The following is a 13975-nucleotide window of genomic DNA, read 5'->3' as shown; positions in this document are numbered from 1 at the left end:
GTTCTGACCCGCCGCCAGGCATGACCGTTTGTCAACGTTGTCTGCACACGTCTTGCGAATGGGGTCGGACAGGTGAGAAGGACACGGGCTCTGGCCGGTGCGGTGACCGCCGTGCTGGTGCTGGGTACGGTCGGGGGGACGGCCTCGGCCGAGCCTCTTGACGGGAGCGGATTCCCGCTGGTTCGGGATCCCGCGGCCTACGTCGATCCGTTGATCGGGACCAAGAACCTGGGCAATGTCTTTCCCGGTGCGGTGATGCCGTTCGGCATGCTGTCCTGGAGTCCGGAGAACACCAAGGGAAACGCCACCCGGACCGCGGCGCCCGGCGGCTACCACTACGACGCGACCAAGATCCGCGGTTTCAGCCTGACGCACATGTCGGGCACCGGATGTGCGGGTGGATCCGGGGATATCCCGTTCTTCCCGCACGTGGGTGAGGTGACTTCCTCGCCCGCGGTGGACGGCAAGGACGAGGTGTACGCGAGCACCTTCAGCCACGCCAACGAATCGGCGAAGGCGGGCCGGTATTCGGTCACGCTGGATTCCGGCGCCAAGGCCGATCTGTCCGCGACCCTGCGCAGTGGCGCCGGGCGATTCACCTTCCCGGCGGGCAAGGCCGGGTCGCTGCTGGTGCGCACGGCCAATTCCGAGGTGGGGTCCACCGACGCCGCGGTGGCGGTGGATCCGGCCACCCGGACCGTGACCGGATCGGTGACGAGTGGGAATTTCTGCGGCTACCTCGACAAGGAGGGGCGCCGGTCCTACTACAAGCTGCATTTCGTGGCCGAGTTCGACCAGGCGTTCAGCTCGGTGGGCACCTGGCAGGACGACAAGCTGAACCCCGGCGCGACCACCTCGACCGGCGGCACCACCTACGGCACCAACGGGTGGCCGGTGGTGGGCAAGGGTTCCGGGGCCTATCTGGGCTTTGACACGGCGAAGAACCCGGCGGTGAACGTCCGGGTCGGGATCTCCTATGTGAGCCTGGACAACGCCAAGGCCAACCTGCGGGCGGAGAACCCGCGGCGGGCGGCGGTGGAGGAGGTCGCGGCGGCGGCGCGGGAAGCCTGGACGCGGCAGCTGCGGCGGATCCAGATCGGCGGCGGCACCGAGGCGGACCGGACCAAGTTCTACACCGCGCTGTACCACTCCCTGTTGCACCCCAACGTCTTCAGCGACGTCAACGGGGAGTACGCCGGGATGGACGGGAAGGTGCACCGGCCCGTTCCCGGGCAGCAGGTGCAGTACGGCACCTTCTCCGGCTGGGACGTCTACCGCTCGCAGGTGCAGCTGCTGACGTTGCTGGAACCCAAGATCGGCTCGGACATCGCGCAGTCGCTGCTCAACCAGGCGCAGCAGAACGGCGGCGTGTGGGACCGCTGGACGCACGCCAACGGCGGCACGCACGTGATGAACGGCGACCCGGCCGCGCCCTCCATCGCCGGTATCCACGCCTTCGGCGGCACCGACTTCGACGTGCGGACCTCGTTGCGCTCACTGGTCAAGGCGGCCACCGTGCCGACCGCGCTGGACCTCAAGCGGGACGGCTGGAACGTGATGTCGGTCGGCCAGCGGCCCTCGCTGGACAAGTACCTCAAGCACAACTACATGCCCTCGGTGTCCAACGCCTGGGGTGGGGCGGCCGAGACGCTGGAGATCTCCACCGCCGACTTCGCCCTGGCCCAGCTGGCGGATCGGTTGGGGGACAAGCAAACCGCGAAGACCTTCACCGAGCGGGCGCAGTGGTGGCAGAACAACTTCGACCCGGCCGCGCACGCCAGTGGCGGCTACATCCGCAACCGGCACGCCGACGGCAGCTGGACGCCGAACTTCACCCCCGGCACCGGGGACGGCTTCGTCGAGGGCAGCAGCGCCCAGTACACCTGGATGGTGCAGCACAACGTGGCCGGGCTGACCCAGGCCATGGGCGGTGCGGAGCGGGTGAACAAGCGGCTGGACGAGTTCTTCCACAACGCCGACGGCAGCTGGGCGCTGAGCAAGTCCGGCGACGAGAAGTCCGAAATGGACAATGAGCCCTCGGTCAACGTGCCCTACCTCTACAACTACACCGGGCAGCCGCACAAGGCACAGCAGACCATCCGCGAGGTGGTGAACACGCTGTGGACCACCGGACCCGGTGGCATCCCCGGCAACGACGACCTCGGCGCGATGTCCTCCTGGTACGTCTTCTCCGCGCTGGGCATGTACCCGCAGGTGCCATCCCGCGCCGAACTGGTGCTGTCCAGCCCGCTGTTCCCGTTCGCCAGGATCAACCGGGACCGCGGCAAGGACATCACCGTGCTGGCGCCCAAGGCCGCGGCCGACGCGCCCTACATCCACAAGCTCCGGGTCAACGGGCGCGAGTCGGCCAAGCCGTGGCTGCCGGAGTCCTTCGTGCAGCGCGGTGGCCTGCTCGAGTACACAATGGACACCAAGCCGAACACCGCCTGGGGTGCGGCGGCCGCGGACGCGCCGCCGTCCTGGCGGGACGGGGAGCAGCCCTACCAGATCGGGGTCGGGCCGGACCACCTGGTGACCACGCCGGGCGGCAGTACCAAGGCCGAGGTGACCGTCTACCACCTCTCCGGCGCGCAGCCCGAGGTCCGCTACTCGATCGCACCCACGCCAGGGCTGAAGATCGAACCGTCCAGTGGGCTGGTGCCGATCAAGGACGGGGTGGGCAAGGTCGAGTTCACGGTGACCGCGGAGACCGCCGGGCAGGGCTACCACCCGGTCAACGCCACGGTCACGGTCAGCGGCGGCAAGACCACCACCCGGCAGCTCACCGTGAAGGTGGCCGCCCCGCGGACCTGGTTCGCCGCACTGGACAACACCGGTGTCTCCGACGATCCGGGCACGCACGAGGAGGCCAACTTCGACGGTGGCGGCTACAGCTATTCCAAGCAGGGCCTGGCCGCCGCCGGCCTGGTCGCCGGTCAGCCCGGCACGGTGGCGGGGCTGAACTTCACCTGGCCCAGTGAGCCGTTCGGGCGGCCGGACAACATCGCCGCCAACGGCCAGACCGTGCAGCTGACCGCGCCGGTCAGCCGACTGTCCTTTGTGGGCAGTGCGATCAACGGCAGCCGGACCGCGCCGGGCACCGTCACCTACACCGACGGCAGCACCGGCACCTTCGACCTGGGCTTCAGCGACTGGACCCTGGGCGGCGGAGGCGGCAGCCTGATGTACGAGAACGTGATCGTGGCCAAGACCCCCTACCGCAACGGAATCGGCGGCAAACAAGAGGTGCCCACACACATCCTGGCCACCAAACCCCTCACCGCCCCCGAGGGCAAACAGATCGCCAGCATCACCTTCCCCCGCAACAGCGGCCTACACATCTTCACCCTGGCCACCAGCTGACCCCAACACCACCGTGTTGGCCGTTGTCGTACGGTGTGTTGGCCGTTATGGACGGTGTGTTGGCCGGATTGGTGTACCAGTTCGGCCAACACTGGGTACGACAACGGCCAACACGACGGTGAGGGGGCTTTCCGGTTTCGTCCGGAAAGCCCCCTTTTTCATCCGCAAATTGTTAAGAAACCTACCTAACCATGGTTGTCCGCCCGACCTCCGGCGCGGGACGCTCAACTGCACCGCCGCCGATGCCACCGGATCCCGCGGAGGAACCATGCGCAGCCGTCTGTTGTCGGTGACCACGCTCGGCCTGATGATGTTGAGCCTGCTCGGTCTGGGCGCCGCCCAGGCCGCTCCCGCCACGCCAGCCGCCCCGGCTGCCCCCGCCGCCGCGCAGAAGGTCTTCTTCACCTTCTACGGCTGGTGGGACAACACGCCGCCGGGCGGGGCCATCGCCTATCCGCAGATCCACAACACCGCGGGCGGCAAGGGCACCTACGCCGACCCGATCACCCTGGCCACCTCCAAGAAGGAGCTGAAGCCCGGCACCAAGGTCTGGGTGCCCAGGGTGAAGAAGTACTTCATCATGGAGGACGACTGTTCGGCCTGTAACCAGGAATGGGACGGCCAGGGCCCCAACGGCGGCCCGAAGCTGTGGCACTTCGACCTGTGGATCGGTGGCAAGGGCGGCAACGCGATGAACGCCATCGACTGCGAGGACGCGCTCACCAACTACCACCCCGACGGCAAGCCGGTGATGGAGGAATCGATCATCAACCCGCCGTCGAACCTGACCGTGGACCCGACGCCGATCTTCAACACCAGCACCGGTGAGTGCTACGGCGGCGCGAAGCCGAAGACCACCGTCGGCGAGTACAAGAACACCGCCACCGGCCAGTGCCTGGAGAACCCCGGCGACAGCACCAAGCCGGGCACCGCGCTGAAGGTGGCCGCCTGCAACAACTCCACCGCGCAGCGCTTCTCCTTCCACGGCGCGTTCATGGAGCACAACAAGCTGTGCACGGCCCAGTCCGGCAGCAACGTGGTGCTGAACAAGTGCGACGGCGGACCGAAGCAGCAGTGGTCGGTCAACCCGAACGGCACCATCTCGGACATGCAGTCCAACACCAAGTGCTACCGGGCTTCCGGCGGCAACGTGACGGCTGGCAAGTGTTCGGGCAACGAGAGCAAGTGGGTGTTCAAGTCGGCGGTGTGACCGCGGACGTGTCAGGGTGGGGACATGGACAAGGTCATGACGGCCGCGGTCCTCACCCGGCACGGCGGCCCGGACACCCTTGAGCTGCGCCGCGACCACCCGGTGCCCGAACCCGGTCCCGGCCGGGTGCTGGTGCGGGTGCGCGCCGCGGCGCTGAACAACACCGACATCTGGACCAGGGAGGGCGCCTACGGCCGCCCCGGCGATCCGGACGCGCGCAGTGGCTGGCGCGGCCCGATCGCCTTCCCCCGGGTGCAGGGCGGCGATATCGCCGGGGTGATCGCGGGCGTGGGTCCCGATCTGCCAGCGGACCTCATCGGCGGGCGGGTGCTGGTCGATCCGGCGCTCTACCGGGACGAGGGCGAGCACGCGCCGCCGGTCGGGCTGCTCGGCAGCGAGGCCGACGGCGGGTTCGCCGAGTACGTGCTGGTGCGGGCGGACCGGGTGCACCAGGTCGCCGATTCCCCGCTCTCCGACGCCGAACTGGCCTGCCTGCCGGTGGCCTACGGCACCGCGATGGGCATGCTGGAACGCGGCGGCATCGGCCCCGGCGAGACCGTCCTGGTCACCGGCGCCTCCGGCGGCGTGGGCGCGGCCCTGGTCCAGTTGCTGGCCGCCCGCGGCGCGCACCCGATCGCGATGACCACCACCGCCAAGGAATCCGACGTCCGCGCCCTGGGCGCCACCGGCGTGGTGACCAGGGACGCGGGCGATCTGGCCGACCAGATCCGCGCCCAGGCCCCGCACGGCCTGGACGCGGTGGCCGACATCGCCGGCGGCGCCGCGGTCAACGACCTGCTGCCACTGATCCGCGACGACGGCCGCTGGGTGATCGCCGGCGCGGTGGCGGGCCCGACCATCCACTTCGACCTGCGACGGCTGTACCTGCACAACATCGGCCTGATCGGCTCGTCCATGCACACCCGCCCGCACTTCGCCGAACTGGTCACCGCCGCCAGGGCGGGCGCCGTGCGACCACCGGTCGCGGCGACCTTTCCCCTGACGGCGGTGCACGCCGCACAGCGCCGATTCCTCGAACGCGGGCACGTGGGCAAGATCGTGCTCCTGCCCGGCTGACCCGCGACAGTGTCGAACGCCGAACCGGCCCGGTCCGCTGAGGGGACCGGGCCGGTTCGTGGGTGGGCGTCCCGGGTCAGCCGGGCAGCACCGCGCTGCTGGTCGCGGCCACGGTGGCCGCCAGGGCCTGGCCCCAGGCCAGCCGCAGCCTGCCGCCCGCGGCCACCACGCCGGGCGGGTGGTTGGTCGCCGCGCCGCGGGCCACGGTGTACAGCGGTGACCACGCCGCGCCGTCGGTGGTGAACGAGCCGGACAACACCGCGGTATCCCAGCCGCGCCACACGGCGTACAGCTTGCCGCCGTGCGAGGCCAGCACCGGACCGCCGTCGACGGTCGCTTCCAGCCCGCCGACCCTGGTCGGCGCGCCGACCCAGGTCACCCCGTCCGAGGAGGAAGCCATATAGGCACGCGGATGCTGGTCGTGACCGCGCCAGGCGACGAAGAGCTTGCCGTTGTGCACGGTCATGCCAGGCCGCTGGTTGGTCATGTTCCCGGCCAGCGTGTGCACGGCCGGGCCCCAGTTGACCGCGTCGGTGGTGCTGGTCAGGTACAGCTGCTGATCGGTGCCCCGGTAGAGGCCGAACAGCTTGCCGTTGAACACCGTCAGCGTCGGCGAGTCCAGGTTGTGCAACTGACGGCGCGGCGCCGGGACCTCGGTGATCGTCCAGCTCTTGCCGTCCGCGCTGACCGCGGTCTTCTGCATCGGGAACTGGGCACCTGGCGTGAAGTCCTTCCACACCACCACCAGCTTGCCGTTGAACTCCGCCACGGTGGGCGCGAACGGGGCCTTGGAGGTGATGTCGGCGATCTTCACCTTGGCCGGAAAGCCCGGCCGTCCGGCCAGCGATCCATACAGGTGCCCGTCGGTCCCTCGCCAGGCGACGAACTGGTTGCCCTTGAGCATCGCGGTCGCCACCCCGGACTCGTAGGAGGCTTCGGCGTCCACCGTCTCCGGCTCCTGCCAGATCCCGGCCGAGGGCGCGGGCGGTGCTGGGGCCTCGATCGCCGGACCGAAGTCGTAGTTCGGGTGCACCGAACGCAGGGTCAGCCACAGCGTGCGCAGCTGGGTCTGCAGGCCGGGCAGGGTCTGGTCCGCACCCTCCCAGCGCAGGATGAACTGCGTGGCCAGCCGCGCGCTGAGCCGGTCCTGCCGGAGACTCATGTTGTGCCGCAGGCAGGCGCCGACGGTGTCCTTGCCCGCGGCGAGCTGGGCGCAGAAGCTCGCCTGGTCCGAACGGGCCTGATCCCAGGCAGGCTTGTCCTCGAGCACGTTCTGCGCAGCCAGCTTGTACTCCTCGACCAGGAAGTTGTTGTCGTTCTGGCCCGCGCCGTAGAGCGCCTTGGGTCCATAAAGCGCGGACCGCAGGTACTCGTCGGTGTTGAGCGCCCGGGGGAAGCCCGCCTCGGTGTAGGCGCGCAGCAGCCGCGCGGACAGGTTCAGCTCCCGGCCGGCCGGGCTGTCCCGCACGTAGTCCGCGGCCCGCTTGTAGAACTCGGCCCGCTTCGACTTGAGCACCTGCTCGCCCAGCTTGGCGAAGCGCGGCGTCAGGAAGTCCACCCCTGGCTCGACCTTGGCGTCCCGGTCGAAGATCGGCTTGAGCTTCGAATCCCAGTTCTGCTTGATGAAGGTGAGGGCGTTGTCGGTACTGCCGGGCGGCCAGCGGTGCACCACCGCCTCGGTCGGCCTGCTGGTCCACCGGGTGCCATCCGGGAAGAAGAACTCGTCCCGCATCTGCATGACCAGGTCGTGGGCGCCAGGCTGCCCGGCGACAGCCCGGTGGGTGAAGTCCCAGCACGGCTTGTAGGTGACCTGGTCGGGACGGAAGTAGCGGTAGAACAGGATGGGCGCGGTCATGTGCTGCCCGTCGTGCGCCCTGGCCCTGGACAGCGGGAAGTTCTGCGTCGGGTCACTGGTGACCCGGCAGGTCGGGAACTGCTCCGGCGCGTACAGGCCAGGCGTGCCGGCGGGCGCGCCCTGCTCAGGCCCGCGGAACAGCGACAGCGTCTTGCCCTCGCTGACCTCGCCCTCCCGCTTGGCCACCTCGGCGATCAGCTCATCCGCCTTGGCCCCGTAGTTGGCCTGCAAGGACTGGAAGGTCTTGTTGACCGCGCCGTCGGGGCCGGGCTGGCTGAAGGACAGCAACTGGTCCCTGATGTCCCGTCCCCCGTCGAGCGCCTTCTTGCCGCGCTCGTCGGTGCTGGTTCCGCTGAGCCACTGCGGGTTCTGCTTGACCAGCAGCCCGTAGGCGTTCGCGCCGATGCCCCACGCCGCGGCGTTGCCGCCCTGGCCGGTGTGGCCGAAGCCGGGGTCCAGCTTCTCCCTGGCGTAGAAGGCCAGGAACGCGGCCGTGCCACCGTCGCCGTGCAGGTTGAGGTTGGTCAGCACGGTCTCCGGGTCGGTGCGGTAGTTGGCCTGCGGCACCACGAACAGGTCGTTGATCGGCGCCTGCACCGCGGTGACCCAGAAGGCGCTCTCCGCGTCGATGAAGTCGCGCTCGGGCATGTCCCGCCCGGCGTGCTTGCGCTTGTAGTCCAGGTAGCGGTCGACCTTGCCCCACTGGTCCAGCTTGTGCAGCCCGTCGATCGCCTTCAGCAGGGTGGCGCCCACGACCTGCAGCTGGACGCTGAGGCTGGTCAGCGCCCCCAGCATCTGCTTCTGGTTCTCCCGGACCCAGGCGACGCTGTTGTCCAGCTTCTTGAACTCCTCGATCATCCGGTTGTACATCTGGTCCAGCTTGCCGTCGATCCGGTCGAAGCGGTCGTTCATGTTCTGCTGGATGGTCTCCAGCTGTTTGCGCATCTCCTTGATCTGCTCCAGGATCCGCTCCTCGACCGTGGGGCCACCCATGGTGAACACCGAGATCAGCGTGCTGATCGCGCCGATCACGTTGCCGGTGAAGGCCGCCGTGGCCAACGAGAAGGCCGAGTTGATCAGCGTGAACGCGGTCACCGCCTTGTTCACCGCGTAGGCCACCTTGACCGCACCCTCGGCGAACTTGGTGATCCGCTTGCCGAAGTTCGGGTCGATCAGGCCGACCACGAAGGCCAGCCCGTCCAGGCCGCCCTTGACCGTGTCGATGTAGCCCTTGCGCTTCTCCTCCAGCGCCTTGGCCGCGGTCTTCTGCTCCGCGGTCGGCTCGCTGGGCCTGCTGTCCGGCGGGGTCTGCTTCAGCGCGCTGGAGACGTGGTCCAGCGCTTCCTGGCGCTCCTTGTACAGCTTGCCCGCGAGGTCCTTGAACGTGGTGTCGGAGACCTCCCGCAGCTGCACCTCGCCGAGCTTGGCCGCGGCCTGCAGCTTGCTGACGTCCAGCACCGAGCGCAGCTGCTCGCCCTGGGCGAACTCGGCGGAACCGCCACCGGAGTTGACCCTGGAGCGGTCGCCGATCTCGGCGTTCCAGGCACCGCGGAAACCGGCGTCGGCGCGGGCGGTCTGGGCCACCCCGGTCCACACCTCGCGCTGGTTGTCGGCGTAGCCGGACTCCCAGGCGAACTGCTGTTGCGCGCCGGAAACCCGGTCCTCGGGCCTGGTGGACACCGGCACCGTGTCCAGTCCCAGCAGAGTGTTGTTCAGCTTGCCCAGCCGGGCCCCGTCGACGGTCGTGCCGGGTGCGCCGCGGACCGCGACCAGCGCGGCGCTGACCGTCTCCACCGGCTCGCGGCTCCACGCCTGGTTCGGCACGGCGGTGTCCACGTGCTTGCGCACCGCGGTCAGGTGCGCGGTCACCGCGGCGGGAGCGGCGGCCGGGTTCTTCGCCCGCCAGTCCAGCAGTTCGGCGCTGGTCACCAGGTTCTTGGCCAGGTCGTCGTCCCGGTTGACGATGCGCATGGTGGCGCCGAAGAGCGCGTTGGCCAGCCCGGCCTCGTCCACCGGGACGGCGGCGTGTGCGATCGGCGCGGCGGACAGGGTGCCCGCGAGCAGCGCGCCGCTGAGCACTGTCACGGTGATTCTTCGGTACAGGGGCGTTCGCATGGGTCTCCTTCGAGGTCGGCCGCCGCGGAGATCGCTGCCCGATGTGCCGGCCGCCGGGTCGTGGTGCTGACCGGGGCCGTGCAACGGGATCCGCGAGCCGAAACGAGTCTGTTCGCGGCCGGGCGGATTGAGGAGACCCGCACCGTATTCTCGGCTACCACAACTGCGGAATACCTAGCCTGAACAGCGGAAACGCACGAACCGGCCCGGTCCGCTGAGTGGACCGGGCCGGTCCGCGTAGTGCTGGGTCAGCCGGGCAGCACCGCGCTGCTCGCCGCACCCAGGTGGTTGCCGTGGTAGAGGCTGGCCTCGGGTGGGCCCCAGGCCAGGTGCAGCCTGCCGCCGAGCACCGTCACGCTGGGCGCGAAGTAGGTCTGCGCGGTCCGCGCCACGCTGTACTGCGGTGACCACTCCGAGCCGTCGGTGGTGAAGGAGCCGAACATCGCCGGGTTGTTGTAGGCGCCGCGCCACACCGCGTACAGCTTGCCGCCGTAGGAGGCCAGCACCGGACCGCCGTCGATCGCGGCCGCCAGCCCGCCGACCCTGGAGGTGGCCGGGGTCCAGTTCACGCCGTCGGCCGAGGAGGCCATGTACGCCCTCGGGTGCTGGTCGTGACCGCGCCAGGCGACGAAGAGCTTGCCGTTGTGCACGGTCATGCCCGGCTTCTGGTTGGTCATGTTCCCGGACAGGGTCAGCGCGGCCCCGGTCCAGTTGACCGCGTCCGTGCTGGTGCTCAGGAAGAGCTGGTTGTCCGCGCCCCGGTACAGGGCGTGCAGCTTGCCGTTGAACACCGTCAGCGCTGGCGAGTCCAGGTTCTGCAACTGGCGGGGCAGAGCCATGGTGGTGGTGTTGGTCCAGTTCCGGCCATCCGTGCTGACCGCGGTGAACTGGGTGACCAGGGACTGGGTGGGCAGCCGGTACTTCCAGACCAGCACCAGTTTCCCGTTGTACTCCGTCACCGAGGGGCTGAACGCGGCAGGCACCGGGTTGTCGATGATCCGGCTCTTCGGCGCCCAGCCCCGGGCGGTGGCCGGCGATCCGTACAGGTAGCCGTCCGTACCCCGCCAGGCGACGAACTGCTTGCCCTGGAAGGAGGTGGTCGCCACCCCGGCCGCGTTGGACACCGCGTCGTCCACCCGATCCGGCTGGTTCCAGATCCCGGCCGCGGGCGCTGGCGGCGCCGGGGCCTCGATCGGCGGGCCGAAGTCGTAGTCCGGGTGGATCGAGCGCATGGTCAGCCACAGCGTGCGCAGCTGGGTCTGCAGGCCGGGCAGGGTCTGGTCGGCGCCCTCCCAGCGCTGCTTGAACTGCTCGGCGAGCCGTTCGGCGAACCGCTCCTGCCGCAACCGCATGTTGTCCCGCAGGCACACCCCGACCATGTCCTTGCCGGGGATCGAGGCACAGCCGCGGTCCGAGCGGTTCTGGTCCCAGGCGGGCCTGCCCTCGGCCACGTTGGCGGCGGCCCGCTGGTACTCGGTGACCAGGTAGGTGTTGTCGTTCTCGTTCACGCCGTAGAGCGACCTGGGCCCGTACAGCGCGGAGCGCAGGTACTCGTCGGTGTTGAGCGCCCTGGGGAAACCGGCCTCGGTGTAGGCACGCAGCAGCCGCGCGGACAGGTTCAGCTCGCGGCCCGCTGTGCTGTCCTTGACGAAGGTGGCGGCCCGGTTGTAGAAGTCCACCCGCTTCGACTTGAGCAGGTCCTCGCCGAGCTTGGCGAACAACGGCGTGGTGAAGTCGGTGCCCGCCTCGGGCACGGCGGTGGCGTCGAAGGTGGTCTTGAGACCGCGGTCCCACTCGTTCTTGATGAAGTTCTGGATCTCGTGCGGGGCGGGCAGGCCGTTGTTCCAGCGGTGCACGACCGCGAGGGTCCGCTTGGTGCTGTGCTTGTTCCCGTTGGGGAAGGTGAACTCGTCGGCCATCGCCAGGACCAGGTCATAGGCGTTCAGGGAACCCTGGACGAAGCGCACCTCCCTGGTCCAGCAGGCCCGGTAGCCGAACTCGTGGCCCCGGAAGTACCGGTAGAACTGCACCGGCGGGCTCAGGTGCTGTCCGTTGTGCCGGTTCGCCCTGGACAGTTTGAAGTTGTCCGCCGGATCGCTGCCCGGCGTGCAGGGCTCGATCTGGGGTGTCGCGTCCAAGGCCGGGGTGCCCGCCGGCGCGCCCTGTTCCGGACCGCGCCACAGCGACAACGTCTTGCCCTCGTTGACCTCGGCCTCCCGCTCGGCCACCCTGGCGACCAGCTCGTCGGCCTGGGTGCCGTGGCCTGCCAGCAGGGACTGGAAGGTCTTGTTGACCGCGCCGTCCGGGCCCGGCTGGCTGAAGGCCAGCAACTGGTCCCGGATGTCCCTGCCCTCCTTGAGCACCGCCTTGCCACGCACGTCGGTGGCGGTTGCCTTGGCCCACACCGGGTTCTGCTTGTTCAGCAGTCCGTAGGCGGTCGCGCCGATGCCCCACACCTCCGCGTTGCCACCGTGGCCGGTCGAGGCGAAATCGGGGTCCAGCTTGGCCTTGGCGTAGTAGCCGAGGTACGCGGCGGCGCCGCCGTCGCCGTGCAGGTTCAGGTTGGTCAGCACAGTCGGGATGTCGGTGCGGTAGTTGGCCTGCGGCACCACGAACAGGTCGTTGGTCGGCGCCTGCACGGCGGTCACCCAGAAGTCGCTCTCGCCCTTGATGTAGTCGTTCTCGGGCAGCTCCCGGCCGCTGTGCTTGCGCTTGTAGTCCAGGTAGAGATCGATGACACCCCAGCGGTTCAGCTTGTACAGCCCGGAAATCGCCTTCAGCAGGGTGGTGCCGGTGACCTGGAGTTCGGTGCTGAGCGAGGTGAGCTTCTCCAGGATGCGCTCGGTGTTCTCCCGTACCCAGGCGACCCCGTTCTCCAGCTTCCGGAACTCGTCGACCATCCGGTTGTACATGTTGTCCAGCTTGGCGTCGACCTTGTCAAAGCGGTCGTTCATGTTCTGCTGCACCGCTTCGAGCTGTTTGCGCATCTCCTTGATCTGCTCCAGGATCTGTTCCTCCACGGTCGGGCCGCCCGCGGTGAACACCCCGATCAGCGTGCTGATCGCGCCGATCACGTTGCCGGTGAAGGCCGCGGTGGCCAAGGAGAAGGCCGAGTTGATCAGGGTGAAGGCGGTGATCGCCTTGTTCACCGCATAGGCGACCTTGACCGCGCCCTCGGCGAATTTGCTGATCCGCTTGGCGAAGTCCTTGTCGATCAGTCCGACCACGAAGGCCAGCCCGTCCAGCCCGCCCTTGACCGTGTCGATATAGCCCTTGCGCTTGTCCTCATCGGCCTTGGCCGCGGTCTTCTGCGCCTCGGTGGGCTCGGTGGGCTTGGCATCCGGCGGGTTCTGCCTTGCCGCACTGGAGAGGTGGTCCAGCGCGGCCTTGCGCTCGGCGTACAGCTTGCCGGTCAGCGCGCCGAACTGGGTGTCGGATGCCTCCCGCAGCTGCACCGGCCCGAGCTGGGCCGCCGCCTGGAGCTTGCTGACGTCCAGCACCGAACGCAGCTGCTCGCCCTGGGCGAACTCGGCGGAACCACCACCGGAGTCGACCTTGGCCCGGTGGCCGATCTCGGCGTTCCAGGCGCCGCGGAAACCGGCGTCGGCCCGCGCGGTCAGCGCTACGCCGGTCCACACTTCGGCCTGGTTGTCGGCGTAACCCGTCTCCCAGGCGAACTGCTGCTGCGCGCCGGAGACCCGGTCCTCCGGTTTGGTGGAGACCGGCACCGTGTCCAGTCCCAGCAGGGTGGTGTTGAGCTTGCCCAGCCGCGCGCCGTCGACGGCGGCGCCGGGCGCGGAGCGGGCCGCGACCAGCGCCGCGCTCACCGCCTCCACCGGTTCCCGGTTCCACGCCTGGTTCGGCACGGCGGCCTCGATGTGCTTGCGCACCGCGCTCAGGTGCGCGGTCACCGCGGCGGGGGCGGCCGCCGGGTTCTTCGCCCGCCAGTCCAGCAGTTCGGCGCTGGCCACCAGGTGCCTGGCCAGGTCGTCGTCCCGGTTGGCGATGCGCATGGTGGCACCGAAGAGCGCGTTGGCCAGCCCGGCCTCGTCGATCGGCACGGCGGCGTGCGCGATCGGCGCGGTGGACAGCGTGCCGGCGAGCAGGGCGCCGCTGAGTAGGGTCACGGTGAGTCTTCGGTACAGGGGCGTTCTCATGGGTCTCCTTCGGAGTCGGCCGCCGCGGAGATCACTGCCCGAACGGGGATCCGCGAGCCGAGGTGAGTCTGTGGTCGGCCATGCGGCTGGTGGCGAACCTCGTCGTATCCTCCGCTCCCACGACTTTGGATACCCCTGCTGAACTGCGGAAATACCGAACCACCCCGGTCCATTGAGCGGACCGGGGTGGTTCGTGTG

General features: G+C 69.2%; 5 protein-coding genes. 3 read left to right on the top strand and 2 right to left on the bottom strand.

Annotated features, from left to right (window positions below):
* Positions 1-72 precede the first annotated feature (72 nt).
* The 3 genes from HNR67_RS10945 to HNR67_RS10935 all read left to right on the top strand — a co-directional run bounded on the left by HNR67_RS10945 (position 73) and on the right by HNR67_RS10935 (position 5650).
* The gene (locus tag HNR67_RS10945) at positions 73-3363 is read left to right on the top strand and encodes a GH92 family glycosyl hydrolase (RefSeq protein ID WP_312986972.1); all 3291 of its coding nucleotides are present in this window, start codon (positions 73-75) and stop codon (positions 3361-3363) included.
* Positions 3364-3631: 268 nt separating this feature from the next.
* Positions 3632-4573, top strand: a complete 942-nt coding sequence (locus tag HNR67_RS10940) for a ricin-type beta-trefoil lectin domain protein (RefSeq protein ID WP_246492496.1) — start codon at positions 3632-3634, stop codon at positions 4571-4573.
* 24 nt (positions 4574-4597) lie between these two features.
* Positions 4598-5650: a zinc-binding dehydrogenase gene (locus tag HNR67_RS10935; protein ID WP_246492495.1), complete on the top strand. Its 1053-nt coding sequence runs from the start codon at positions 4598-4600 to the stop codon at positions 5648-5650.
* Positions 5651-5726: 76 nt separating this feature from the next.
* Here the strand turns inward: HNR67_RS10935 and HNR67_RS10930 are convergent, their stop codons facing one another.
* Complete coding sequence (locus HNR67_RS10930; protein ID WP_185001928.1) at positions 5727-9620, bottom strand: glycoside hydrolase family protein; 3894 nt, start codon at positions 9618-9620, stop codon at positions 5727-5729.
* A gap of 248 nt (positions 9621-9868) precedes the next feature.
* A complete protein-coding gene (locus HNR67_RS10925; RefSeq protein ID WP_185001927.1) occupies positions 9869-13777 on the bottom strand; it encodes a glycoside hydrolase family protein in 3909 nt (1302 codons plus the stop codon).
* Between the last annotated feature and the right edge of the window lie 198 nt (positions 13778-13975).

Source organism: Crossiella cryophila, from assembly GCF_014204915.1.
Classification (GTDB): Bacteria; Actinomycetota; Actinomycetes; order Mycobacteriales; family Pseudonocardiaceae; genus Crossiella; species Crossiella cryophila.
The sequence above is the reverse complement of the archived record's forward strand: the minus strand, read 5'-3'. Positions and strand labels throughout refer to the sequence as shown.